This is a genomic window from Corynebacterium sp. KPL2830 (genome assembly GCF_040225635.1).
GTDB lineage: Bacteria > Actinomycetota > Actinomycetes > Mycobacteriales > Mycobacteriaceae > Corynebacterium.
Genome location: NZ_JBEHFR010000028.1, coordinates 1 through 26,240, shown reverse-complemented (window position 1 = coordinate 26,240; position 26,240 = coordinate 1). Strand labels below are relative to the sequence as shown.

20 protein-coding genes and 1 tRNA gene are annotated in these 26,240 nt (G+C 60.1%); 8 read left to right on the top strand and 13 right to left on the bottom strand.

Annotation, left to right across the window (positions count from 1 at the left end):
• Nucleotides 1-171: 171 nt before the first annotated feature.
• Both ABRP87_RS09445 and ABRP87_RS09440 read right to left on the bottom strand, forming a co-directional pair.
• A tRNA-Met gene (locus ABRP87_RS09445) sits at nt 172-248 on the bottom strand.
• A 162-nt stretch (nt 249-410) separates the two neighbouring features.
• Nucleotides 411-3,380, bottom strand: coding sequence for a UPF0182 family protein (locus ABRP87_RS09440; protein ID WP_349868506.1), 2,970 nt, complete (start codon nt 3,378-3,380; stop codon nt 411-413).
• A 123-nt stretch (nt 3,381-3,503) separates the two neighbouring features.
• Between ABRP87_RS09440 and ABRP87_RS09435 the strand changes: the two genes are divergently transcribed.
• Both ABRP87_RS09435 and ABRP87_RS09430 read left to right on the top strand, forming a co-directional pair.
• A complete protein-coding gene (locus ABRP87_RS09435; RefSeq protein ID WP_349868504.1) occupies nt 3,504-4,040 on the top strand; it encodes a PPA1309 family protein in 537 nt (178 codons plus the stop codon).
• On the top strand, nt 4,041-4,745 hold the full coding sequence (locus ABRP87_RS09430) for a beta-N-acetylglucosaminidase (protein WP_502879302.1): 705 nt from the start codon (nt 4,041-4,043) through the stop codon (nt 4,743-4,745). It abuts the gene before it with no gap.
• A 22-nt stretch (nt 4,746-4,767) separates the two neighbouring features.
• On the opposite strand, the gene ABRP87_RS09425 is transcribed toward ABRP87_RS09430, so the two are convergent.
• The gene (locus ABRP87_RS09425; protein ID WP_349868500.1) at nt 4,768-5,832 is read right to left on the bottom strand and encodes a YlbL family protein; all 1,065 of its coding nucleotides are present in this window, start codon (nt 5,830-5,832) and stop codon (nt 4,768-4,770) included.
• A gap of 93 nt (nt 5,833-5,925) precedes the next feature.
• Between ABRP87_RS09425 and ABRP87_RS09420 the strand changes: the two genes are divergently transcribed.
• Nucleotides 5,926-7,383, top strand: coding sequence for a zinc-dependent metalloprotease (locus ABRP87_RS09420; protein ID WP_349868498.1), 1,458 nt, complete (start codon nt 5,926-5,928; stop codon nt 7,381-7,383).
• Nucleotides 7,384-7,389: 6 nt separating this feature from the next.
• On the opposite strand, the gene ABRP87_RS09415 is transcribed toward ABRP87_RS09420, so the two are convergent.
• On the bottom strand, nt 7,390-7,911 hold the full coding sequence (locus ABRP87_RS09415) for a M48 family metallopeptidase (RefSeq protein WP_284771758.1): 522 nt from the start codon (nt 7,909-7,911) through the stop codon (nt 7,390-7,392).
• Between the two features lie 121 nt (nt 7,912-8,032).
• Between ABRP87_RS09415 and ABRP87_RS09410 the strand changes: the two genes are divergently transcribed.
• Nucleotides 8,033-8,899, top strand: coding sequence for a hypothetical protein (locus ABRP87_RS09410; RefSeq protein ID WP_349868496.1), 867 nt, complete (start codon nt 8,033-8,035; stop codon nt 8,897-8,899).
• Here the strand turns inward: ABRP87_RS09410 and ABRP87_RS09405 are convergent.
• The 8 genes from ABRP87_RS09405 to ABRP87_RS09370 form a co-directional block, all read right to left on the bottom strand.
• A complete protein-coding gene (locus tag ABRP87_RS09405; protein ID WP_349868495.1) occupies nt 8,877-10,931 on the bottom strand; it encodes an ATP-dependent DNA helicase UvrD2 in 2,055 nt (684 codons plus the stop codon). The genes ABRP87_RS09410 and ABRP87_RS09405 overlap by 23 nt on opposite strands.
• Nucleotides 10,924-11,655, bottom strand: a complete 732-nt coding sequence (locus ABRP87_RS09400; protein ID WP_349868493.1) for an NAD(+) diphosphatase — start codon at nt 11,653-11,655, stop codon at nt 10,924-10,926. The genes ABRP87_RS09405 and ABRP87_RS09400 overlap by 8 nt, the downstream gene beginning before the upstream one ends.
• The gene (locus ABRP87_RS09395; RefSeq protein WP_349868491.1) at nt 11,656-12,774 is read right to left on the bottom strand and encodes a potassium channel family protein; all 1,119 of its coding nucleotides are present in this window, start codon (nt 12,772-12,774) and stop codon (nt 11,656-11,658) included.
• Between the two features lie 99 nt (nt 12,775-12,873).
• On the bottom strand, nt 12,874-16,053 hold the full coding sequence (locus tag ABRP87_RS09390) for an ATP-dependent helicase (RefSeq protein ID WP_349868489.1): 3,180 nt from the start codon (nt 16,051-16,053) through the stop codon (nt 12,874-12,876).
• Entirely contained in the window at nt 16,046-19,153 is a 3,108-nt protein-coding gene (locus ABRP87_RS09385; protein WP_349868508.1) for a PD-(D/E)XK nuclease family protein, read from the bottom strand. The genes ABRP87_RS09390 and ABRP87_RS09385 overlap by 8 nt, the downstream gene beginning before the upstream one ends.
• 32 nt (nt 19,154-19,185) lie before the next feature.
• Nucleotides 19,186-19,974: a hypothetical protein gene (locus ABRP87_RS09380; protein WP_349868487.1), complete on the bottom strand. Its 789-nt coding sequence runs from the start codon at nt 19,972-19,974 to the stop codon at nt 19,186-19,188.
• Between the two features lie 10 nt (nt 19,975-19,984).
• Complete coding sequence (locus ABRP87_RS09375; protein WP_349868485.1) at nt 19,985-20,935, bottom strand: DUF3152 domain-containing protein; 951 nt, start codon at nt 20,933-20,935, stop codon at nt 19,985-19,987.
• 65 nt (nt 20,936-21,000) lie between these two features.
• Nucleotides 21,001-21,225, bottom strand: a complete 225-nt coding sequence (locus ABRP87_RS09370; protein WP_239269424.1) for a DUF3107 domain-containing protein — start codon at nt 21,223-21,225, stop codon at nt 21,001-21,003.
• Nucleotides 21,226-21,298: 73 nt separating this feature from the next.
• On the opposite strand from ABRP87_RS09370, the gene ABRP87_RS09365 reads away from it, so the two are divergent.
• Nucleotides 21,299-22,639, top strand: a complete 1,341-nt coding sequence (locus tag ABRP87_RS09365) for a DEAD/DEAH box helicase (RefSeq protein WP_349868483.1) — start codon at nt 21,299-21,301, stop codon at nt 22,637-22,639.
• Nucleotides 22,636-23,874, top strand: coding sequence for an Rv3212 family protein (locus ABRP87_RS09360; RefSeq protein WP_349868482.1), 1,239 nt, complete (start codon nt 22,636-22,638; stop codon nt 23,872-23,874). Before ABRP87_RS09365 ends, ABRP87_RS09360 begins: the two co-directional genes overlap by 4 nt.
• Nucleotides 23,875-23,924: 50 nt before the next feature.
• Here the strand turns inward: ABRP87_RS09360 and ABRP87_RS09355 are convergent, their stop codons facing one another.
• Nucleotides 23,925-24,404: a hypothetical protein gene (locus tag ABRP87_RS09355; protein ID WP_349868480.1), complete on the bottom strand. Its 480-nt coding sequence runs from the start codon at nt 24,402-24,404 to the stop codon at nt 23,925-23,927.
• A gap of 516 nt (nt 24,405-24,920) precedes the next feature.
• Here ABRP87_RS09355 and ABRP87_RS09350 point away from each other — a divergent pair.
• Nucleotides 24,921-25,181, top strand: coding sequence for a WhiB family transcriptional regulator (locus ABRP87_RS09350; protein ID WP_005277545.1), 261 nt, complete (start codon nt 24,921-24,923; stop codon nt 25,179-25,181).
• A 104-nt stretch (nt 25,182-25,285) separates the two neighbouring features.
• The gene (locus ABRP87_RS11275; RefSeq protein ID WP_369707509.1) at nt 25,286-25,360 is read left to right on the top strand and encodes a 50S ribosomal protein bL37; all 75 of its coding nucleotides are present in this window, start codon (nt 25,286-25,288) and stop codon (nt 25,358-25,360) included.
• Nucleotides 25,361-26,240 lie beyond the last annotated feature (880 nt).

The following is a 26,240-nucleotide window of genomic DNA, read 5'->3' as shown; positions in this document are numbered from 1 at the left end:
AAACCCCTACCCCCACCAACACAAAATGTCGTTTAACTCGACACGCCGAAAAACAACACGTTTTGTCGTTTAACCCGCCCTTTAGCCCTAACCCTTAAGCCCCGCCTTTGAGCTCCACCAGACATAAGTAAAAGCCCTGACCAGAACTTAATCTGGTCAGGGCTTGGAAGTTGGTAGCGGGGGCAGGATTCGAACCTACGACCTCTGGGTTATGAGCCCAGCGAGCTACCGATCTGCTCCACCCCGCGTCGAGATGACTTCCATCATCTGCGCTTGAACAGTGCGTTCACACTTGATGTATTCGCTCTGTCCCGGCGACTTCTATAACTATACAGACAGGAAGGCACCTACCCAAATCCCCTGGGTAGGTGCCTTATTTCCTGAGTTTCGGGTGCGAGAAGTTGGAGGTTTTAACCCTCGGACTTCTGGTAGGACTCGACCGCCTTGTCCAACTCATCTAGAGCACGGCCGTACTCTTCGAAGGAACCGTCGCGGGCATCCTCTAGGCCCTTCAGAGCCTTGTTGATGTCATCGATAGCGCCTGCTTCATCGGAGGAACGAGGGGCCGAAGCCGGAGTGGATTCCTCAGAAGATTCCTTCTTCTCGTCCTTCTTATCCGCAGAAGAGCTGTCCTTATCGGCATCGTCGTCGCCGGAATCGCCCTCAATCTCTTCGATGTCCTGGGCGGACTTGGCGTCGATTCCCACCTGCTCAAGGGCATCACCGATAGTCGGTGCATAGCCCACGCGGCCCTTGTAGGACACGAGCACGCGCAGCAGCTTCGGGAAGGCGGATGCTTGATCCTTGCGCTGCGAGTAAATCGGCTCGAGGTAAAGGATTTCGCCGCCACCGACCGGCAAGGCCAGCAGGTTACCGTTGTGCAGGTCGTTAGTTCCCTCCCACAGGGTGCGGTCGCGGGCAACCTGGTCAGAAGACATCATGGCGTCCTGCGCCTGCTTCGGACCCTGGGTCTGCGTATTGGTTGGCAGCACGCGCACGGTGATATCACCATAGGTATCCGGATCGGAAGATACCGCCATGTGTGCGGACAGGAACTCACGGTTCAAGCCACGGTACGAGGTAGTCAGCTGGAAGCTCGGCTTACCGGTCTCCGGATCTGCAGCCATCACGTAGTACGGCGGCTGGTTCAGATCGCGTGATTCTTCCGCGGTCGGGTCATTCGGCACAGACCAGAAGGCATCGTTATTAAAGAAGACGTTCGGGTCATCAACGTGGTAGCGGGCCAAGAGGTCGCGCTGAACCTTGAACATATCCTCCGGGTAGCGGAAGTGCTCGCGCAGCTCATCGGAAATTTCCGATTCCGGCTTCACCACATCCGGGAATACACCTTCCCATGCCTTGAGCACGGGGTCTTCCTTGTCAAACTCGTAGAGGTCCACGCTGCCGTCATAGGCATCCACGGTCGCCTTCACGGAGTTGCGGATATAGCCCACCTGGTCATTGACCAAGCGCTGGGTGGTGCCATCGGGGTTGAGGGCGTCCTGGGTGGCATCGGAAAGCGAAGCGCGCTGCGAGTACGGCAGGGAATCCAGGGTGGTGTAGCCATCAACGATCCACTTCAGGTGGCCATCGATAACGGCCGGGTAGGTAGCGGAATCGGTGGTCAACCAGGGAGCAACCTTCTCCACACGCTCGCGGGGATCGCGGTCATAGAGCAGCTTGGATTCGCTGCCCACGCGATCCGAAAGCAGGAAGTTCAGCTCGCGGTACTTGGCGGCATACATGGTGCGGTCAAACAGATTACCAATCTCAACGCCGCCCTCACCGTCATAGGTGTAGTTGGTGCTATCGGTGTCGTACTCCACCGGGTTTTCGCCGGTGGTACCGGTAATGGCGTAGTCCAGGTTATCTGCGGCGCTGGCGATGACCGGGCCGTAGTAAATGCGTGGCTGGTCTACCTTGATGCCCAAGGACTTCTCGGCGTCTTGGGTCTCGCCCTCGCCCTCGGACTCGCCGGCCTGGGTCTGCAGGTCAGAGACGGTGAAGATAGGGTAGCCGCCGCGAGCGGAACCGGCATCGCGGGCAACCTCATCGACGGTATTAGCCTGCGCGGCTACGAAGCCATTGCCGTGGGTATACACAGTGTGGCGGTTAATCCAGTCGGATTGGTTTTCGCGCAGCTCGTTCGGGTCCAGCTCGCGGGCTGCAACGACAAAGTCGCGCATCTTGCCATCGATTTCGTAGCGGTCCATGGACAGCGTTTCTGGGAACCCGTAGAAGTTCTTCAGCTGCTGCATCTGGGTAAACGTCGGCGACAAAATCTCTGGGTCCAGCAGGCGTAGATTATTGATGGTGGCGTTATCGGAGGCAACCTTGTCATCCGATACGTCGTCGCCGCCCCAGTTCTCCTTGTAGTCCACGTGATCATCGGTAAGCCCATAGGCATACCGCGTGGCCTCGATGTTGCGGGCGATGGACTCATTTTCCTTGGCCTGGCGGTTTGGCTGGACCGAGAAGCGCTCCATCAGCAGCGGCCATGCCTGGCCGATGATCAGCGAGGACGCAAGCATCAACACGACGGCGAGGCCAGGGATGCGCAAATCCTTGATGACGATGGCCATAAAGAGCGCAATGGCGACGAAAACGCCGATGATCATCAAAATGATCTTGGCGGGCAGGTAGGCGTGGATATCCGTGTAGGAACCACCGGTAAACAGGTCGTGCTCGGAATACAGCAACCCGTAGCGCTCCAGCCAGTAGCCGGCGACCTGGGCCACCATCCACAGCCCGGCCGTAATGGCAAGCTGCAGGCGCGCCGCGCGGGAGATGGAGCCGCGCACGCCCGCAGCCTTATTGCCAATGCGGATTCCGCCCAAGATGTAGTGGCCGAATAGGGCAATGAGGAAGGCGAGCACAAACAGGATGGACAGGGTGCTGACCACCATCTGCAGCACGGGCAGACTAAAGGCATAAAAGCCCAAGTCGTGGTGGAATTGGGGATCTTGTACGCCGAAGTCCTGGCCGTTGAGGAATAGCATCACATCGCGCCAGTGGGACTGGCCGATGAAACCGGCGATGATGCCCACGATGGCCGGGATGACCTTGAATAGCACGCCCATGGACTTCTCAATGGACTGGCGGTACTGATAGACCGGCGAATTCAGATCCCCCATGTCCAGGGAATCGGGGCGGCCGCGCCAAGCAAAGAACCCAGCTGCCCACACCACTGCGGCAGCAACGAGCCCGAAGATGATAAAGAGGACTATGCGCGCAATAATCGCGGTGGTGAAAACACTGCGGTAATCAATGGAGCCAAACCACCTCCAATCCGTGTACATGCCCACGAGCATGGGTCCGAAGAATAAGAGGACGGCAATGATGGCCGCAATAATTGCCGCGACCTTAGGAGGCCGCTTCAATGGGGCGGCTGGTGTGGATGACCCTAGGGACAACGCCAGCTCCAATCAAATAGTGCGAATATTAAACATGTAGACTTTTTCCAGTTTAAGGAATCAATACCCAGATAACGAATAAGGATGCCTATGAGTTCCCCCGAATTATCACAGCCAGCTTTAAACCGCGCCATGACGGAGGCCGTGGAGTTCGTCCATGCGGAAGGGTGGGACGCCCGCCCCACCATCTTCGCCCTTGTTCCCACCCATCTGGTGGCAGACCAGCTGGCGGCCATGGATGAGGAAACCGCGTCCCCGCTGACCCTTATCGTCCAAGACAATGTCCCGGAAAACATCGAGCCGGGTTCTGAGGAGTTGGCAGATTACGTCTCCCGTTTGGCTTGGCCGCGCGAGGTCGCGGGTGCCATCTTGGCCCAGGAGATCAAGTTCCGGGATACTTCTAGCGAGGACCCCTCCCCTCGCCCGGCGCGCCTGTATTCGGGCGCCCTGCGCGAGGAAGGAATTGAGACCACCTTGCTGCAGCTGCGCCCCACGGAAGAAGAGCTAGAGGCGGCCGGCCCCTTTGCTGAGGACGATATTCAGCTCCGCGGCGGACCGCAGGTGGCCCCTGGCGTGATCGCTGCTTTGCGCTATGGCCTCAGCCAGGATCCGGATGAACTAGACTAGGTGGCAATTAAGCCTGCAACCAAGGAGTTCTATACAGTGCGACGCCTTTCCTTCTCCCGCCGTTTTCCTGCCCGTACCGCTACCGCGGCGGCGCTACTGGGGCTCAGCGTGGCTGCGGCAAGTTGTTCCTCCGATGCTGATGCGCCTGACGATGCCCCCGTAGAGACCACTCCTGCCGCCTCCACCACAACCTCTGAAAACGACGAGGAATCCACGGCATCCAGCACCGAATCCTCCGCCGCGTCCTCCTCAGAATCAGAATCGGCGGACAAGGATGAAGACGAGGCTTCCGAGGAAAGCACCACCAGCGAGCCAAGTGCTGGCGGCGAGTTGGATAAGTCAGTCGCCAAAGTTTACGACGTGTATAAGTCGCTGGCACCCAAGGACCTTTTCGCCCAGTTTGAGCGCTGCGATTCCACTGGCGGAGACTCTTCGTACAATTGCTCCGGTCCTAAGGTGGGGCAATTCCAGTTCTTTAAGTCCCACTCCAAGGCCTCCCAGACCACCCAGGTACTTACGGAGCTGCGCAGCTCCCATGCCATCGAGGACGATGGCGATCGCGTCGTCGGCTGGTCCACGTTGGGCACCACCGCGGTTATCACCGTGGTGGATAATAAAGAAGGCCTAGTCATGCAGCAGATGATCTCTTCTGACCAGGAAGACCCGGAAGAAAAGATTAAGGACTTGGGCCTAGTAAAGGACTAGGCTTCGGCCGCACAAGCTCTTTTTAGCTGCATTCCTTGACGTCTTTGCCCGCCGCAAAGTCCTTCATGGCCGCCACGGCATCGTCGAGGTTTTCTACCTGCGCAATGGTCATATCGCCGTGGTCGCTGCCGGCCGCCGCCGAACAGTTGTCCTTGGGTGCCAAGAAAAGCTCGGCGCCTGCCTCGTGCGCGGCGGCGATTTTATGCTCGATGCCACCAATTGGCCCGACCTCGCTATCGGCCTGAATAGTACCGGTGCCGGCCACAAAAGTGCCGCCGGTTAGGTCTTCATCGCTGAGCTTGTCGATGACCGCCAGGGTAAACATCATTCCCGCTGATGGCCCACCGATATCCTGCAGGTTGTAGTTCACCGAAATATCGTCCTTGGGCTGAGATAGCATGGCTACTCCCAGCAACGCCTTGCCCTTATCGTGCGGGTTTTCGCCCAATTCAATTTCTTCGCTGAGCTCTTTATCCCCGCGCGTGACGCTGACTTTCACCTTATCGCCGGGGCTTTTGTCCTTGATGATGTCTTGAACCTCGCTCGGCTCGGTGACTTCGGTGCCATCGACGGCGGTGATGACATCGTCTTTTTTAAGGTGCTCCGAAGCCGCGCCGTCCTCGATGACCTCGGCCACGGTGATTTTGACCGGCAGGTGCAAATAATCCATCGCCGCGATGGTGGCCGCGGACTCCGATTGGGTAAAGGCCTGCTTATTGGATTCTTGGACCTCTTCATCGGTCATGTTTTGTGGAATGACGGTATCGATGGGCACCAGGGTGTCATCGGTAAGCGCCCAGCGTCCCAACGCCTGCGCCAAGGTCATATTGGTGCGCACGGACACGGTGGTCATATTGAGGTGCCCACTGGGCTCATAGGTCTTTGGCGCCTGCACATCAACGACTTGGGTGCCATCGACCTCGCCCAGCGTATCCACCGTAGGACCGGGGCCTTCGGCGGCATAGGGAACGGTCAGCGAGACATCGGTGCCCGGGATATGGTCAAGCGATACCAACGCACCGGTAAGCACAACGGGGATAGCACCCCAGGCGATGGTGCGGACGCGACGGCTAGCAGGAGAATTCACGAAGCAATAGCCTACAACCTTTGGCGTAATGTTCGCTGTCAGCGTTGCTGTGATCATGGAAACTTTCCGCACGGTGCCGGTAGATTGGAGCGCATGAGCAACGGATTCGGTTTTTCTTTCCCAAATAACGATGACGACGATAATGACGGCCGTCGTGACCAGAACCCGTTCGGCGCATTCGGCGGCGGTAATGGTGGCGGCCTCGGAGACATGCTGAACCAGTTCGGTCAGATGCTATCCGGCATGGGTTCGTCCATGAACTCGCCCCAGAACTCCGGGCCGGTCAATTACGACATGGCCAAGCGCATCGCCCTGCAGCAGATCCCCAAGTCAAAAGACATCAGCGCGGAAGACTCCAAGGCGGTAGAGGAATCGGTGCGCCTGGCGGAGCTCTGGCTTGACGATGCCTCCATTCTCCCCACCGCTTCCGGTACCACGCAGGCATGGGATTCCAAGCAGTGGCTGGAAGAAACCATGCCCGCCTGGGAGCGCATGGTCACCCCCGTGGCCCAGCACATGAACGATGCCCAGCTGGAATCCATGCCGGAAGAGGCCCGCGAAATGATGGGCCCGATGACCAAGATGATGGGCCAGATGTCCAGCATGAATTTCGGCATGCAACTAGGCCACGCCCTAGGCGATCTGGCCAGCCAGGCGCTGACCGGCTCCGATTTTGGCCTGCCCATCGCCCCGGCCAATACGGTGGCGCTTTTGCCGCATACCATTCAGAAGGTCGCGCGCGAGCTCAACGTTCCTGGCCAGGAGGTTTTGGTCTACATCGCCGCGCGCGAGGCCGCCCGCCAGCGCCTGTTTAAGCACGTGCCGTGGCTGGTAGAGCGCATCGTCTCCTCCGTGGAGGAATACGCCATCGGCTTGGTCATTGATACCTCCCACATTGAAGAGCTCGCCCGCGAGCTGAACCTGGAATCCGGCGACCCGCAGGCCATCCAGGAAGCCATGAGCAAGTTGCAGGGAATGGACCTCTCCCCGCGCATTACCTCCAAGAACACCGCTGCCGCTTCAAGGCTGGAAACCCTGCTGGCCTTGGTTGAGGGCTGGGCCGAGCACGTCGTAAGCGAGGCCTTGGGCGAGCGCATCCCCTCTACCTCCAAGCTCACTGAGGCATGGGCGCACCGCCGCAGCACCGGCGGATCTGCCGAGCAGGCCTTTAGCAAGGTCGTCGGCATCGAGCTCAACGCCCCCAAGGTGACCGAGGCCGCCGAGCTGTGGCGCCGCGCCACCGTGGCCGTGGGTGCCGAAAAGCGTGATAAGGCCTGGGACCACCCAGACTTCCTGCCCACCGCAGAGCACCTCGATAACCCGGCCGCCTTCATCGATTCCCTCTTGGATGATGAGCCAGATGAGGGCTTCGAGGAAGAATTTGCCAAGCTCGAAGAGATGCTCAAAAACGGCGAGGGCTCCGGCGAGGACTCCGAAAGCAAGTCCGAAGAGGACAAGGATTCTGCAGAGGATAAGGATTCCAAGGGCAGCGACGACGGTGACGACAGCGACGAGAGCACCGATAAGGACAACGGCGGCGAGGATAAATAGCTCGCTCTAACCGCCCCAGCGCTGGTAGGCCTCAAGGTAGCCCTTGGCCCGCTCGGCGTGGGGTGCCCTATCGGCCCACTGCCAGAATTCGCGCCCATGGCGCGGGATGAAGGTATGGGTCAGCTCATGGATGATGACCGAATCCAACACATAATCCGGCACCTGCTGTAGCCGGTTGCTCAGCCGGATATCCGCGGTGGAGGTAGTACAACTACCCCACCGCGTATTTTGATTGCTCACCCAACGGATGGACCCAATCCATGCGCGGCCTTCCAGGTACTGCGCGTTGAGCTGTTCGGCGCGCTGGAGGAGCGCCGCATCGGTCTTCGCCGCACCACCGGTTTTCTTTTCTAAGCGCGCAAGCATGTCCTGTACCGCCTCGTTTTCCTCGCGGGCGGACATCCAGGCCGGAATGCGCACTTCCAATACCCCGGCCACCATGCGCGCCTGCACCGACTTTCGCCGCCGCGCAGAGCGGATAACCTTGACCTCAGGGTGGGTACGTCCTGGTGGTTGCGTGCTCGACATGACAGACCATTGTACCTGTGGTGCAATGGACGCACATGCGGCGCATATGCCGTATTCGGGGTGATAAAAGGGGAATCGAGGGGGAAAACCAGTGACTGCCTCACAAGGCACGGCTCAACGTGTGACATTAGCGCCAGGGTGTGGCGTATTTTGCCGCGAGGATTCCGTGGTGCAATTTGGGATGGACGCCACCCGGGTGGCGGTGGCGGATACGGGTAATGCACAAGGCGTGGCTCGCGCCATTGCCACGGCGCATCAGCCGGTCGATTCCGGGGAATTGGCGGCGCGGTTGGAAGCGGCCGGCTTGGATAGCGCCGCCACCAGCAGCCTCATCGATGATGCCTTGGACTATGGCATCCTCTGGCCTCAGCCGCCACATCCCGAGCAGCATGAGACCATCATCATGCTGGGTGAATCCCCGCTCGCTCAGGAGTTGCGTGCCCGTTTGACGGCAGATGGATATACGGTGCGCATCCCCCTTGATGAAGACAATATCTTTTCCTATATCCACGACCTCGATGGGCTTTTTACGGTGCTTGCCATCGACCAGCTCCACTGCCCCATCGATTGCGCCAATGCGCTTGCCGGCACCCCGACGACGTGGCTACCCATTTCCTTACTAGATAACCGCGGCATCATCGGCCCCCTGCGCGTAGAAGGGCAAGGCCCCTGCCCGCTGTGCATTCACTTATTCCGCGTGGATGCGGATCCGCAGTGGAGCACCATTGCCTCCCAGCTCACCAGCGTGCGCAGGCAGCCAGAAAAACTAGTCATCGATGCGGTAGCGGCCCAAGCACAGGTGGTGATCCGCCGCTTAAGCAAGCGCCCCCTCCCACCAGGCGCGCCCACCTCTTCTCCGCGCCCGGGCCAACAATGGGAGGTAGACGTCTACGGCCGCCACCAGCAGCGCACGGCCATCGCCCATCCGCGCTGCCCGGTGTGCTTTGGCGGCAAAGTCAACCTGGCTACATCCGCACCGAGCGAATGACCTCTAGGATTTGCTCGCCGTAGCGCTCCAACCTATTGGGCCCAATTCCAGATATAGACAGCAGATCCGCCTCATCTACCGGCAGCTCTTCCGAGATGGCCTGCAGCGTGGCATCGGTAAAGATGACATAAGCCGGAACCTTTTCTTCCCGGGCAACCTGCGCGCGCCACGAGCGCAGGGCGGAAAAGACCTCATCATCGCCATTGCCCTCGCAGTCTTCGTGCCGGCCAATGACCTTTTCCGCCGGGGTCTCTAAAACCCCGCTGCACACGCGGCAGCGTTTCGGGCGACGGGAGCGGCCACTTCCCGCAGACGATTCCACGCCCGGCGCGATGCCATCGAGGAACCGGGTGCGCTCCCGGGAAGCCCTGGAGCCGGCGGTCTTCGCCAATGCCCACGACAGGGCTAGGTGCTCGCGGGCGCGGGTAATGCCTACATAAAACAGGCGGCGCTCTTCCTCGATCTGCTCGTTACCCGCCTTAATGGCGTGGTTGATGGGCATGAGCTTTTCGCTCAGCCCGACGAGGAAGACGGCGTCCCATTCCAAGCCCTTTGCCGCGTGCACCGTAGCGAGGGTAACGCCTTCCATAGCGGGGGCTTGCTTATCTGTGGAGCGGCGGCGCAGCTCACCCAGCACGCCGTTGAGATCGATGCCAGGGGTGGATTCCACGATCTTTTCGATCAAGCCCACCAGCGCGTTCAGCGATTGCCAGCGCTCGCGGGCCTGCGCGCCCTGCGGTTCGGTGGCGCTAAGCCCAAGCTCGACGAAGGCGGCACGCGCAATCGCCACGGGGTCCTCCGGCAAATCATCGCGGCGCGTGGCGGCAATGAGCACGCGAATGGCCTCCAGAATCTCCGGGCGGCGGAAGAAACCTTCACCGCCGCGGACTTGGTAGACCACTCCGGCATCGGCAAGTGCCTGCTCAAATTGCTCCGACTGGGCGTTGATGCGGTACAAGATGGCAATCTCTGAGGCCGGAACGCCCTGGTTGAGCAGGGTCAGCACCTGCCCTGCCACCTCCTGCGCCTCATTTTCCTCGGACTCGTAAGCCTTAAACGTCGGCTCCGGCCCAGGCTCGCGCATGCCCTGCAGCTCCAGGCGGGTGCCCGCCGCGCGCCCCGTAGCCTTGCCGATGACCCGGTTAGCCAGATCCGTGACCTGCGGCGTGGAGCGATAGTCGCGCTGCAGCTTGACGATGGTCCCGTCCGGATAGCTGCGCGAAAAATTCAGCAGGTACTCCGGCGAGGCGCCGTTGAAGGAATAGATGGTCTGGTTGGCATCACCCACCACGGTGAGATCATCACGATCACCCAGCCAGGCGTTCAGCACGCGCTGTTGCAGGGGCGTGACGTCCTGGTACTCGTCAACGACGAATGTGCGGTACTGCTCGCGGAAGGTCTCTGCAATGGCCGGGACGTTTTCGATGGCACCGGCGATGTGCATGAGCAGATCGTCGAAGTCCAAATGCATCATATCCGGGGTAGCCTTGGCTTTCTCGTAGCGCCGGAAGGCCTCGGCCACCTTGGCGGCGTCGGCCGGGGCGGTGCGATCCGCTTCCGCGATGACGCTTTCATAATCCTCGGCGCTGACCAGCGCGGACTTTGCCCATTCGATTTCTGCCAGCACGTCGCGAATCATGTCTTTGGAATTATCCAGCCCCACCGAGCGCACCGCGCGGGCTACGAGCGGGAATTTATTATCCAATAGAGTCCACGGCAGATCGCCTGCGACCTGCGGCCAGAAATACTTCAGCTGGCGCCGCGCGGCCGCGTGAAAGGTTTGGGCCTGCACGCCAGCAACGCCCATCATGCGCAGGCGATCCCGCATTTCTCCTGCCGCACGCGCGGTAAAGGTCACGGCCAAAACGCGCTGGGGGTTTACAAAACCTTGATCCACCATATTGGCGATGCGATAGGTAATGGTGCGCGTCTTACCGGTGCCCGCGCCCGCCAAAATGCACACCGGCCCGCGCGGGGCGGTGGCCGCGCGGCGTTGATCCTCATCCAGCAGGGACAAATCCGGCTTATTCACCGTGATACCACTCCATAATCATCGTGTGTGCGATAGAACCCGCGGTGGCCAACGGGAGCTCAGGCAGCTCGGTGCGGGTCACCCAACGAACTTCTTCCAGTTCCCCATCAGTATGGCAGGTGGGCTGGACATCCGATGTCTCTGCGTGAAAGCCCAGCATAAGCGAGCCACTCGGCGGCCACGGCTGGGAGCCCCAATAGCGAAGATTGTCAATGCGGCGCCCGGTTTCCTCCATGGTTTCGCGGGCAAAGGCGGCCTCAATGGTCTCGCCCGGTTCCACGTATCCAGCGATCAAGGAAAAGAAGCCATTGCGCCCGCGATTGCGCGCCAGCAAAATCTGCTCCTCACCCTTGAGCTCAATGAGCCCGATAACCGCCGGGTCTAGGCGCGGAAACACCATGCGGCGCGAATCCTGCGGATCGCGGCCAATAATACCCGGCGTGGGATAGTCCAACGGGTGGCCCGTGCGCGGATCGAAGCGCTGCTCCAGCCGGTTGCGAATCAAGGCAATGGCCTGCATGACGAGGGAATCATCAGCGAAAAAGGTTGCAGGTTGTAGCTGCCCCATCCCCCGCGCAATTGCTTCCGGGCAGGCAAAAACGTGCAGCGTGCCGATGTCCACCATCTCCGGTGTCCCCACGCCCTCCGGCAATTGCTTTACCAACGCGGCGTCTCCGCTCGCGGTGGCAGGCACTAGACCCGTGTGCGTTACGGGCAAATACAATTAATCCTCCTCGCCCTCATCTTGCACTTCCACGGGTTGTTCCAAGTCATGCTTGATATACAGCAGGCGGTCGCCCGGTTTCAGCGCGGAGGCATCAGCAGTATCGACGCGGTGGAGCTCGTTATTGCGCAGCACCGCGAGCACGATATCCGCCAGGTGGCGCGGGTTGGAACCGACCTCGAATTCGCGTACGGCGCGCTCTGATACCGAAAAGCCCTCGTTGGGAGAAAGCAGGTCTTCCATCATTTCCACCACGGTGGGGGTCACGGTGGCAAGCCCCAGCAGGCGGCCGGCGGTCTCTGCAGAGGTAACCACGGAATCGGCACCGGATTGGCGCAGCAGGTGGCGGTTTTCGGACTCACGCACCGAGGCCACGATCTTGGCCTTAGGGGCGAGCTCGCGCACGGACAGGCAGCACAGCACCGCGGTATCGTCCGAGGATGGGGTGACCACCACGGAGGTTGCGTGCTCCACCCCGGCGATCTTGAGCACGTCCTGTTTGGTGCCCGAGCCAAAGATGGTGACCAGCCCGTGGTGTTCCGCATGCGCCAGCGAGGCGCGGTTATTATCGATGACCACGATTTGGGAGGTGGGCACGTCGTCTGCCAAGAGCGCGGCGACCGCCCCGGCACCCTTCGTTCCATAGCCGATAACGACGGTGTGGTTACGCAATTGCTTTCTCCAGTTCTGGATTTCAAAGGTGCGGCGGGCCTTGTCCGTGAGCACGGATAGCGTCGCACCGACCAACAGCACAAGGAAGATGAGGCGGGCTGGGGTAATAAGTACGAGGTTGATAAACCGCGATTGCTCCGTGACCGGAACGATATCGCCATAGCCCACGGTGGTCAGCGTGACGGCGGCATAGTAGGAGGAATCCAAAAGCGACATGTCCTCGCTATAGCCCTCGCCGTCTAAGTACACCACGACGGTGACAAAGACGAGGATGCCGAATGCCCACAGCGCGCGTTTCGCCAACTGGCGCCACGGGCTGGCATTTTGATCCTTGGGCACAGTGATGACATCAAGGAGAGCGTGATCAGGTTGCGAGGACAACTCGACCTGCGGCAAAAAGCGCTGTTTAATACGCCCTTTGAACACCTTCGCATGTTTTTTGGCCACTGGCCTAGCCTTCTTTTCTGGATCGATTTTTGATTCCGCCGGTTATACGGGGACGCAACTATCCAGTCATCGTCCGCATTCCGTCCCCATACCTTAGCCCTAGTGGCCTGCTACTGACGATTCAAGCAGGCTACGCAGCTCCTCACCTTGGGCTAAAGTATCTGGCTCAAAAGTATAACCATCGTGAACGTAATGGAAAGCGGCGCGGATTTTATCGCCGCCGTGGATGCGCCGCCAGGCTTCGGCATAGACCGCCAACTGAATCTTCGCCGCTTCCATGGCCGCGCCCTTCGGCGGCCGTCCGGTCTTCCAATCCACCACCATCCAGGTGCCATCTGCCAAGCGGAAGACGGCATCCATTCGCCCGCACACCACCGCGCTGCCGATGGTGATTTCAAACGGCGCCTCCACAAAGTCCGGCTGGCGCTCCGCCCACTCGGAGTTCAGGAAAGATTCCTTAAGCTCTTCTAGATCGAAATCCTCCGGCTCATCGATGCCCGGCAATTCCTCTTCCCCTAGCAGCGCGGGGCTGCCAAAGCGCTCTTCCAACCACGCGTGGAAGGCGGTGCCTCGCTTGGCATAGGAATTGGGCTTAAACGGCACCGGGCGGCGTTGCCGGCGCGCAAACTGTAGCGGATCGCTGCCCAAGGCCACCATGTCAGAAGCGGTAAGTTCACTGGGAAGTTCCACATCCACAACCGGTTGCTGCAGGGACTTGTATTCCTCAATGAGCGCGCCCGCATCCTGTTCCCACAGCTCGAAGGTCTCGCCGTGGCTCAGCTCAGGAAGATCCTCCATCGCGGCCAACACAGCATCCGCGCCGGCTAGGGAGTCCGGATCGGCTTCTAGGGCTGGAAAGAGCCCGCTTTCTGCCGCATGAGCCGAGGTGTCCACCGGCTTTTCAGGCACCGTCCACTCCACTACGTACTGGGGGAAGGATTCTTTTAGCCTTTCGAGGTACTCGTACGGGCCCTTCTTAGCCTTGCCCGGCTTGTTATTAGTGCCGGAGCCGGTAACGGTCAACGTGGACTCGGTTCTGGTTAAGGCCACATAAAACAGGCGGGCCGCTTCCTCCGCTTTATGCGCGCGATCATCATCTTTGAATTCCTCGCAGGCCTTTGCGAATTCGGCCTGGGCGAACGCATCCGGTGATACCTCGATGTAGTCATTGTCGCCGGGTACCTTTTCGATCTTGGACAAAAAGGTCTCTGCTTGTGCCCCATAGCTCGAAGAATCCGCGTGCACGACATAGACGTGCTCCCACTCCAAGCCCTTGGCCTTATGCACGGTCATGATTTGTACGCGATCCGTAGAGGCAGGAACCTCCCCAAGCTCGAGGCCATCTTCATGCTCGCGAGCGAGCTTCAAATAATCTAAGAGCGCATACAAGGAGTCTCCGTGGAATCCCGCGACTATATCGGCAAATTTATCCAGATGTGTGGTTCCCCCGGCGCTACCGCGGGCAAGAACCTCGGTACGGATATTGAAGATGGCCTCGATGTCCGCGAAGAGATCGCTTAAAGGCTTAGACAGCGAATAGGTGCGCAGGTAGCGCAGCTTGGCAGATACCTCTTCCATACGCGCTAAGCCCTGCGGGGTGTAGCGGTCGCGCTCGCCGAGGTCCGCCAGGGCATCGGCAAGCCCCACCGTCTGATCGGGTCCCTCGGCCGTAAGCTGCGCCAATTGGGCGCGCAGATACTCCTCAGGGTCCATGCCCTCTTCCCATTGCAGGCGCTCTTGTTTCGCTCCCGCCAAGTTCTTTTGCCGCGCGGCAAGGGCTTGGATATCGCTCATTCCCAGACCACAAATGGGCCCGGCGAAAATGCGGAGGGCGGCTTGCGCGTCTTCCGGCCGCACCAGCATGGTCGCCAACGCTACGAGGTCCTGGATTTCCGGTTGCCACAGCAATCCACCCAGGCCATTGATTTCATTAGGGACATCGACGGCATCCAGGGCTGCTGCGATGGCTGCGGTTTGCCGGTTGGTACGCACCAATACCGCTGCGCTAAAGCTATCGCCCTCGCGAGTATCCCACTGCTGCCTTACTTTCTGGGCAATAAAATCGTGCTCCTCGTCCTCGCTGGCGAAATAGGCCAGCTCAATCTCGCCTTCGGCCTTGTGCGGGGCCGCACGCAGTTCATCGACGGGGCGCGGGCCGCCCGCAAAGACTCCGGCCGCCACCGAGTTGGCCAGCTCCAAGGCACCCGACGGGTTGCGCCACGAGGTAGTCAGCTGATCCTTGGGAGCAGGGGTGCCATCGGCTTGCGGGAAGTCCTCCACAAACGCGGTGAGGTTTTCTGAGGTAGCTCCGCGCCAGCCATAGATAGACTGCATAGGATCGCCCACGGCGGTCACGGAAATGTCCTTCTGTTCCCCGCCAAAGAGGCTACGCAGCAATACGCGCTGGGCATAAGACGTATCTTGATACTCATCCAGCATGATCACGCGGTAGCGCTGCGCCTGTTGCTTGCCCACCGCCGGGTGCTCTTGCGCGAGGCGCGCTGCCACAGACATCTGCTCGCCAAAGGTGACGACCTGCTGTTCTGTCTGCGCGCGCTTGAGTCCCTCGATTAAAGGCACGTACTCCACACGCAGTTCCTGTTTATCGATGTACTTCTGCAGGTCATTGGAATACTCGCCTGTCGTTTTTGAAGCCTTTTCCAGGTTGTCTATATCGGCGCGGAAATCCCTCGCGAACTCGGCGATACCATCCGGACTTTGTAAGGAATTATCCATATTGGAGGTCATCTTGAGAAGGGTTTCTGTAATGTTTCCCAAGTTATTTTTATCCGTTATTTTTCCGCCGTAGTTTTTTACCACGTCATAGGCAATGGCGAAGCGCTCTGCCTCCGTGATGATGCGCGCCGAGGGCTCTACTGGGACCAGAAGGCCGTATTCGCGCACGAGCTCGCCGGCATAAGAGTCATAGGTGGCCACGGTGGGCGCGATATTGGTAAGCGCCTCCGCGGCGGGACTACCGGGGACGATAAGCCCGGAATCGCGCAGCTGAATGAGCTGGCGGCGGATGCGCTGTTCTAGCTGCTGGGCCGCCTTGCGCGTAAAGGTCAGCCCCAACACCTCTTCTGGGCGCACGTAGCCATTGGCCACCAAATAGACCACGCGGGAGGCCATGGTTTCCGTTTTACCGGCACCCGCGCCAGCCACCACGAGCTTGGGGCCAAAAGGGCCCTCGATGACGTGGGCTTGTTCCTTAGTGGGTGGATAATCCTTACCCAATGCTTGGGCTATTTCTTCCGGGGAAAAATTCTGCTTAGGCATGGATCGTCATCTTTCCTTCCTCCTGCACTGGGCAGATGGTACGAATGGGGCACTTATCGCAATCCTTATTGGTGCGCGCGGTAAGCTGCGGTCCGCGCAGTTCCGCCGCCAGTGGTGGCAGTAGCGCAGAAAATTCTTCCAGTGCCTCCGCGGTGAGCTGGCTTTGTGTGCGCGTGGTGATCTTTTTGGAATCTTTTCCGGCAAAGACAAGCACCCCGCCTGCGCGCGGCATTCCTTCGCCATCGCGCACGCGCTGCCCGTCGAAGCTGCCCCGAGACAAGGCCAATTGGTAGGTCATTAGCTGGCGGTTTTCTTCCGCCTCCGGCAGCGTCACTACAGATCTACCGGTCTTGAGGTCCACGACCAGGTAATTTCCATCTCCATCCTGCATCAAGCGGTCCATGAATCCGCCGACCCGGATATCAGGGGCGACCTCGACGTAGACGGGTACTTCCACCCCGACGAGTTCGTTTTTGACTTCGGATTGCTGTGCCCATTGCTGCGTGCGCTCTAGCAGGCGGGAAAATTCATTTAACTTGGTCTGTAGCTGCCACTGTGGAACGTCCAGGATGAGTTCATAGGCCTCCATGACGAGCAGGCGGGCCTTTTCCGCATCCACGCCGCGGCCGATGGCCTCCAAGAAGGCGTGGGCCAAGTCGCCGCGCAGGAGGTGCTCGGCGCCGCTGGGATCTTCGGCCAAGTTACCCACAATCGCCTTGAGCGGGCAGTTGAGCAGGGCTTCGACCCGGGATGGCGATAGGCTCTTGCTACCGCGCAGCTGCGTATGCGATGCCACAGAGCGCGCGGAGAACCACTGGTCTGGATGGGCGCCGGGGATGCCCGCCTGCGCTAAGCGCGCCAGCTGCCGGGCCGCCTGACGCCGCTCCGCCTCGCCGGATTCTGAGTTCGTGACCACGCGGCGCAATTGCGCCACGAAGGAAGGTACAGACAGCACCGATATATCGAGGGGATCGATCTCGAGCCCATCGCGCAGGGACACCGGTGCTGGCTCGGGAACGTCCAAGCCCAGCTCGCGGGGAAATTGGGTGGCGCGCAAGGCGCGGCTGGCTTCCCGGCGCGCCATGGTCCCAGGCACATCAACCCCGCGCCCGGTAAATTCCGCGATGAAGCGGGAAGGTTCTGCAAAGGCATCCTCGTTGGGATTTTCCACCGCGGCGATGAGCAACCGGCTCCGGTGACGTGTGGTGGCGACGTGGAAGAGCCGGCGCTCTTCGGCCAGACGGGAGGCAATGTGGCTGACGGGGGTATCAGGCTCAATATCGCGGTCCAGAAGATCGATGAGATCTTCTTGGCCAAAAATGGAACCGGTCTCCCCTAGTGAGGGCCACGCGCCTTCTTGTGCTCCTGCGACGATAACGGTATCCCATTCGCGGCCAACGGCGCCGTGGGCGGTGATAATCTCCACGGCCTGCGGGATGGCGGTACGGCGGTCGCGCACGCCGGTGGGCAGTTCTTGTTCGGTGATGTGGGTTAAAAAAGACTGCAGCGAGGATCCAGGGCGGCGCTCGGAGTAATCCCCGGCGGCGTCAAAGAGCGCCATCATGGCATCAAGATCGCGGTCTGCTTGGGAGCCGGTGGCACCGCCGCGCAAGGCGGATGCCTGCAGGCGCATATCCAGCTCGGTAGCACTCCATACCTCCCACAGGATCTCTTCCACAGAAGCTTGAGCTTGTATGGCCTGCCGGCCTGCTGCAAGCACCGCGCGCACGCGCTCCAGGATGGAAAACTCGCGCTCAGTGAGTTGGCCATTGAAGTCCGGTAGCTCGCCTTGCAAGAGCTCGCGCAGGCTATCCATGCCGCGCGTATCGGGCGCCCACCGGCGCAAACCGCGAATCAGGCGGCGCAGGGTGACGGGATCCGCCCCGCCCACGGGCCCGGTCAGCAATTCCTCAAGCTCCGCATTGCTGAGGTTTTCTTCCAAGGCGCGCAGGGCAAGGAGCATGGCGGATACTAGGCGCTGTTCCGCCAAAATGACGTCGGTAGGGCTGATATGCACGGGCACCCCGGCCGCCAGCAAGGTACGGCGCATCTGGCCAATATCCGCCGTTGAGCGCACGATGACGGCGATATCGCGCCACTGCACGCCATCGTCCAAATGGCGGCGGCGCACGGTATCGGCCACCACATCGCGCAGGCGGCCCTCAGAATCCACGATGGAAACGCAGGCCGGGGTTCCATTGCGGTGCGGCTGCGAAAGCTCGATGGAGTTCTTCGCGGGAAATTCCTCGAGGAACTGCGAATTCGCACCGCGGAAGGCAAAGACGGATTGGTCTGCATCGCCGCCGATGACCAGCAATTGTGCAGCGGGGGCCAAGCGGGAGATGAGTTTGCCCGCGGTGGGATCTAATAGCTGGGCATCATCAACCACGATGGTGTGCCACGGGTGCGAACTCGTAAGTTCTGGGCGCAGCAGGACCTGGTTGACTAGCTCGGCCGCGGAATAGGAGTGCGCCCCGGATAGGGCTTGGACGCGTTCGTATTCGCGCAGGAACGTACCGGCAGCACTCCACATACCGCGGCCGTACTTGGCTCCAAGGTTCTCCAAATCCGCGGGGCTAAGTCCTCGTTCGATGGAGCGCAAAAGAAAATCGCGCAATTGGCGGGCAAAGCCTACGTACTCTAGGGCGGGTCGGACTTCCTCCGGCCAGTCGCCGTGGCCGGACTCCGCGTGGCCTTCGAGCAATTCCCGGATAACGGCGTCCTGTTCCGCGCCGGTGATAAGGCGCAATTCCTCGTCGCTTGCACTGCGCAGAAGGGCGAAGGCCAGCGAGTGGATGGAGCGGACCATGGAGGATTGTGCCGCATAATCTTCGAGGCGCTCTGAAAGCTCGCGGCGCAGGCGGGCGCCGGATTCCTTGGAGGCGGCAACAACGAGGATGCCGGAGGGATCAGCGCCTGTGTCCTGGGCGCGGTCGAGAGCATGAATGACGGTATCGATAAGAAAACTGGATACGCCGGTTCCGGCGGTGCCGGTTACCTTCCAGGTACCGGTTTCCGGCAGCTCAACGGGCCAGGATCGGGCGTGTGCGGACGTGGTGCGGGCGATGAGTCGTACCTCGGGCGACGGCGGTAGGACCACTCCCGCGCGGGCGGTGGAATGGGGATCGTAAGTCACCGCCCCAGTATTGCAGATGCCCTAGACACAAGAAACTGTTCTACCCGCTCAATATTAGAACGCACATTCGAGCGCGAGCGCGGGTTAAGATCATTAATGTGCCGACGATAGGACACCGCCCGCAGCAAAAGCTCCTGCATGCCTGGCACATGGCCAAACCGCTGGCAGATATCATCATCTACCACTTGTGCGATCAGACCATCCACGATCACAAGCGCGGCGCTCCACCCGGCTGGGCGCGCGGATTGGCTCGGCACGAGATCCACGATTCCCGGTGGGTGCGCACCATAAAAGACCGTGGTGGTCAGCAGGGCGGTATGGGCGGTGACCAAGGGGACATCGGCAAGCGCGGCCTTATCGTAGGCCTCCCCCGTCTCCGCCCAGGCGGTGCGCTCCGCGCGGGCAAAGGCATCATCGCGGTGCGTACCCGGAGGTGCTGGCGCATTGGCCATGGCATCGTCCAAGCGCAAGGCCGTCTGCGCTGCTTCATCGATGCGCCCGGTGACCTCGCCGGGAAGGAACTGCGTCGCCTTCCACCCGGCCGCGGTGTGGCGCCCGTCGCTCGCTAGAACCGGCCGCGATACCCGCGCGCCCGGCACGCTAAGCTTTTCGCGCACCTTGGCAGACCACGCAGCGAAGGGGCCGACCTGGGAGTAGACCACGTCGCCCACCTTGATGCCGTTATCCCATACCGGACCCAGCTGATCGCCTTGGGCCCGGCGCGAGCCTGTCGCTCCGGTTTCTGCGTGGAAGGCGCTTAAAACATGCTCTGGGGGAAGCGGCATCCAGTACTCCTTATTGGGGTTGGTGGGGATCCTTTTGCTCCGGATTAGGATATGGCCACGGGTTGGGCTCGCAGGTCACATCCTCATCAGGATAGACCTCCTTGGGATTGCGGTCATGCAATTCCTTGTTGTTCAAACTCAGCGTCTGCTGCATCATTACCGGGGCCAATTTGCCCTCGCCGCCGCATTGTTGGTGGGAGGCATATCCGATGGCGTGGCCCAATTCGTGATTGATGACGTACTGGCGGTAATTGCCCAAATCACCCTCAAAGGGCGTGGCCCCGCGCACCCACCGCGCCTCATTAATGATGGTGGTGGATTCGCCGGTAAACATGGTGTGACAGGAGGTTTCCGTCTCAATCTTCTCGCCACACCGCTCCGCGGCCGTGGTCAGAGAGGTCAGCTGGATGCGGGTATCGGGATCGTTTGCGGAGGCAACGTGCTCGAATTCGAAGTCACCTTGAGCGGTCCACCCGCGTGGATCCGCAAGGGTTGCCTCCACCATTGCGGCAAAGGCATCATCTCCGCCGTAGGGAGCGGTATTGAGCCCATCTTCTACCTCGATGGAATAGCGCACCTTCTTCTCGCCGCCCTCGCCCGCTACGGCGCCGGGGCGGCCGATTCCGTGGAAAGTGCCCTTTCCTTTTTTGGTGAAGTCACTTCCAGGCGGCATCTCACTAATCTCGCGCTCTACTGCCTCTGCGTTTGCGGGGTCAGGGCCGGTGAGATCCTCGTGGGTAGGAGTGGCGGCGGTGGTCTCCGCGCTGGATGCATCGCCGTTGTCATCGGCCGAAGAGCCAGACGCAATATCCACAATCACCCAGACGGTAAGCAGCACCATCACGGGGATAGCCACCACACGCCACCAGCCGTAGCGGCGGGCGAACCGGACCACCGGGTTCGGATGATCCGGGATTCGCCCATGGCTCTGGTGAGCCTTGCGATTCTGCCTACTTTCCATAGGCATTGAGCGTACCCGGTTGCCTATTCAAAACTGAATTAGCAAACCTTTAAAAGGCCCCAGGCTTAAGCGCCGGCGAATCCGACGGACTGCTTCTTAGCGGCGCCAACCTCGACGTACACCACGCGGTCCGTGCGCACGAGGTACTTGCGACCCTTGTCATCTTCTAGCTCCAACGTGGAGTTTTCCGCCAGGGCGCTATTAATCTTTTGCGTCAGCTCCGCCTGCTCGCCACTGGTGCTAATGATCAGCTCGCGCGGGGTATCTGCAAAACCAAACTTGATATCCATAAAATTATCCTCCTCTAACGAGAGTTTTACATGCCAATGGCCCCACTATAACCATCCCGGCTACTATCAAGGTGTGTCTGTCATAAAAACCCAGCCACCGACCTTTGCGGAACTCGGCGTCGCCGCCGAAATCTGCGATGGGCTCGCTGACCGTGGCATCGCGCGAACCTTTGCAATCCAGGAATTAACCCTGCCCATTGCGCTTAATGGCCAAGACCTTATTGGCCAGGCGCGCACCGGCATGGGCAAGACCTTTGGCTTTGGCGTGCCGCTGCTCGATCGCGTTTTTGATGACGCCGATATTGCCCCGCTGGATGGAACACCTCGGGCGCTTATCGTCGTTCCCACCCGCGAGCTAGCGCAGCAGGTCGCCGCGGATCTGCAGGACGCGGCCGCGCACCTGCCGGTCCGCCTCGCCTCCATCTACGGCGGGCGCCCCTATGAGGAGCAAATTAAGCTCCTCCAGCGCGGCGTCGATGTGGTCATCGGCACGCCAGGCCGCCTGCTCGATCTGCACGAGCGCGGCGATCTGGTCCTGCGCCACGTTGCCATCGTGGTGCTCGATGAGGCCGATGAGATGCTGGACCTAGGCTTTTTACCCTCCATAGAGGCCATTTTGGAAGCGCTCGATGGCAATGCGCACCAAACAATGCTGTTTTCTGCCACCATGCCCGGCGCCATCTTGAACCTATCGCGCCAGTTCATGCATAAGCCCGTACACATCCGGGCTGAATCGGATGCGGATGAGGTCACGCACGAAACCACCCGCAAGGTCACCTTCCAGGCCCACCGCATGGATAAGGTGCCGGTCATCGCGCATATACTGCAGGCCCAGGGCCGGGGTCGCAGCATCATCTTTACCCGCACCAAACGCTCGGCCGCGCAATTGGCCGATGACCTTGCTGAGCGCGGCTTCCGCGTCGGCGCCGTACACGGTGACTTGGGCCAAAAGTCCCGGGAGAAGTCCCTGCAGGCCTTCCGCTCGGGCAAGGTGGACATCCTCGTCGCCACCGATATCGCGGCGCGCGGCATCGACGTCGACGATGTCACCCACGTCATCAACTACCAGGTTCCCGATGATCCCATGACCTTTATCCACCGCATCGGGCGCACCGGCCGCGCAGGGCACACCGGCACCGCCGTCACCCTGGTGGGCTACGATGAGCTGGCCAAATGGCAGGTCATCAACGATGAACTGGGTTTGGATACGGCCACGCCGCCGCAGTGGTTTTCCACCTCCCCGGAGCTTGCCCAGGCGCTGTCCATCCCCGCTGGCGTGCAGGAGAAGGTGGGCCCTGCCACCAGCGTGATTGGCCAGCTTCCGGCGCATAAGCGGTCTGCGGGACAAGCCCAATCGCGGTCCCGGGGCGGGTCTCGGCGCGGCAAGGGCACGCCTCGAGGAGGGCGCCGATGACTAAGGCCCCCATCTTGCGGGCTACCGCGGCGGATTGGAAGGCCACCGGCATTATCGGCGCTATCTGCGCCATCGCGGTGGGCGGCGCGGTCGCCACGGCCAATATCCACCAGGCTGACCTGCACCAAGAGGCCGTTCCTGGGGAAAGCGATGCCGCCGTGCTTGCCGATGTCCCCTCTTCCCTCACCGCCGCCTACAGCCTGCCGAACCAGCCAGTACCCGGACAATACCGCGCCATTTCCGCCCACGGGTTGAGTATTAGCCACGATGGCGATGTGCTCACTGCCACCAATGCCGATGGTTCCACGGCCTGGACCTACACCCGCAGCGATGCCGAGCTGTGCTCGCTATCGACCGCCTGGGGCAAGGTGGTTGCCACCTATCGCACGGGCGTGGGCTGCGGGGATTCGGTTGCCATCGACGCCGCGACGGGTGAATATGACTCCACCCGCAGCGCTATTAATTCCCCGGATGTTGTACCCGTGCAATCCAATGACCGGGTAGGGACCGTTTCTGCCGGGCGAATCGATCTATGGCGCTCAGATCTCGTGCGCACCGTGGAATACGGCGATGTGGAGGCCAAGCAGGAGTCACAGAAGCAACCGCACGAGGAGTGCACCATTTCTTCGGCGCTGACGCGTACCGAGAATCTCGCGCTGACGGAATCGTGCCCTGAGGAACCTCACACCACGTGGTTAAGGTTTCAAGCCACTACCCCGGAGGACTCCCGGGAACCAGAAATGGACGCGGATGTCTCCGTCGATCGCGATGGAGCGCGGCTTATCGCGGTGGGCCAAGACGCCGCCGCGGTCTATATCCCCGGCCCAGAACCCCGCATTGAGTCCTACAACAACCAGGGCGACAAGCTTTCTTCTACCCCCGTAAAGCCTTCCGACGCCATCGATTCCGGCACAAGCCCCTTCGCCCCGACCGTTGCGGATCTCCCGCACCATATGACGTGGTTTGATGGGCAGCGCCTCTACCTTCTAACCCCCAGTGATTTGCACGTCGATCACGTCATTGACGGTGCCATCGGCACCCCGATTTCAGTGGCTGGGCGCATGCTAATGCCCACCGAAAAGGGCATAGCCGTGGTGGACTGGTCTACCGGCGAGGTACTGCGCGAGATAGCCGTCGACCGCGGCGGCTACCGCGGTCCCGTCCACCTCACGTTAGCGGGCGAGACCATTGTAGAAACCCGCGGCGATACCGTCGTCGGCCTCAGCAGCGACTAAAAGAGTGCCACTCGCGGCCCCGCGCGAATGGCCCCAAACGCGAGTGGCCCTTAGAAATTCGAGGCGGCCCACTCTGAGGACTCGCGCCTGAACATCAAGAGGTAAAGCACCGCGACCGCGCTTAGCAGGGTGATAGTTCCCAGCACCGGGGATCCACCGCTATACATTTGAAACGCGCTCGCGCCCAGGATGAGCTCTACGAGGACCACGGCACCTCTTCCCCATCGCTTTCCCTTCACCATGGCCCAGGCGCCTGCAATGACGAAGCCAAAGACGATGAAGATAAAGATGGCGGTGCCTAGCCCCACAAAGCTTCCCGATCCGGAATCAGAGACCATCGAGCCATTTTCCGCGCCCACCGCTTCGCGCACGATGAGGAAAATGCCAAAACAAATAACCGCGATGGATTGCACCGTGGCAATGCCGGCGCCTATCAACACCGACCGCGGGGCACTCTCCGGTGCCGGCGCGGGCTCTGCCGACTTATCTCGCTGCTGTTTATTTACCTGGCGTTTCTTCTGCTTAGACACAAAGCCACAGTCTACTAATCCGGCACGAGTTTTCTCTATGCCACCCACGGCGGGCCTCGATGTTTCCTGCGCTAGCGCGGGGGCAAGGGGCTGAGCTGGGAGATTTGACGGTCTCTGCGCAACCACACTCACCCTATAGCACCCATTGCCGCAGCTCACGGCGATTCTCACAGGCTTCTTTAAAATTTGATTTTGGCATTTATGGCCCCCACACCGCACCTATTTACGTGATGTTAACCACATTTTAGCCTGTACCCCTAGCGGCGATCGGGTAAACATGTCATGATTCTCTAGTAGCAAAAAGAAAGAGGGCGTAAACCTCTTCTTAACCTGGAGGAAACTTCAGGTAACAACACCGTGAACCATAGGCGGCGGCGACGCTGGCCCGACCTCGAGACCGGGCCCCACTGCTAGCAGACCAGTTCACACACCACCTAAAAATCAAGGTGCTTTCCTGTCCCGCACGGATTGCGCTCGTATTTACTGCTGTCAAAAATTTGTTAGGAGATATCAATCATGGATTGGCGCCACGAAGCCGTTTGCCGCGACGAAGACCCAGAGCTGTTCTTCCCAGTAGGTAACTCCGGCCCTGCCCTTACCCAGATCGCCAAGGCCAAGCTGGTCTGCAACCGCTGCCCCGTCGCTTCTTCCTGCCTCAACTGGGCACTCGAGTCCGGCCTCGACGCCGGCGTCTGGGGCGGCCTGTCTGAAGAGGAGCGCCGCGCCCTCAAGCGTCGCCGCAACCGCGGCCGCGGCCGCTCCCGCGTGTCCGCCTAAAAGCGCGGACCCGGGGAACCTAACCCCTACCCCAATTTTCGTTTCGGCGCCCTTAGCCGCTACAGTTGAATAAAGTTCAGAAACCCTCAACGAAGGAGTGCGCAATGAGCAAGCGTGGTCGCAAGCGCAAGGATCGCCGCAAGAAGGCCGCTAATCACGGCAAGCGTCCTGGCGCATAACGTACAGCACATATTAAAAGCCCGGTTTCGTACCAGTTCACCTTAAGAACTCGTACAGCCGGGTTTTTGATCTTTCTATTAGGAATCCGACCCTCGGAGTAGTAGCGACCAGGGCGCTCATTTTGGTTTGGTACTACTGGTCCGTATCGGGACATCGGTCATAGCTTCCCCGAAGTGCACTAATTGAACTCATTTCGTGGTTTCCTTTTGCCGGCTTCCCTTAGCAGGTATAGCGATCGGCGATGGTGGCCCCTGTTACATATGGGTGCCCATCGTCCGTAAGCTGTTCTCCTCAACTACCTCCTCAAGGCGAAAGACACTTGACGACGACGAGTATGCAGGACTAGCCCGAGACTCACCGTGCAAACTGGTAGTAGCCGGAACCCGCACAAACATCGCTCCTCACTACGCCCAAATTGATGGAGTAGAGACATGCTAAAACTTGCTGACACCAGAAACCGATCTAGGCGCATAATTATCCCCGGGGCAGCGATTCTCGCCTTCTTCACTTCGACAACGTCTCTGTTCCACCCCACAGAGCCGAATCTTGAATCCTCAGGACACAACAGGCAAATCTTCCTTGTAGAAAAGTGAATGCTGGAATACACTCAATCGTCTAAGACGACAGCAAAAACTGGGGACTGGGCTATATCCGCAACCTGCTTTTCGACAAGACTTTAAATCAATATTCAGGGGCTTGGCGTTATACGCCCTGCATAGCCCGAAAGGAACCTAATGTGGTTTGACGGATATCATCAACAATTCGGAAATAGGCTGGAAGACTTCCTTTCAACAACAGTCCACTGAGGTTACCCTCGTTTGGTGGACACCCGATTAGTGCGGATTTTGTGTCCGTAGGAGAGGATGTTCATTGTGAGTC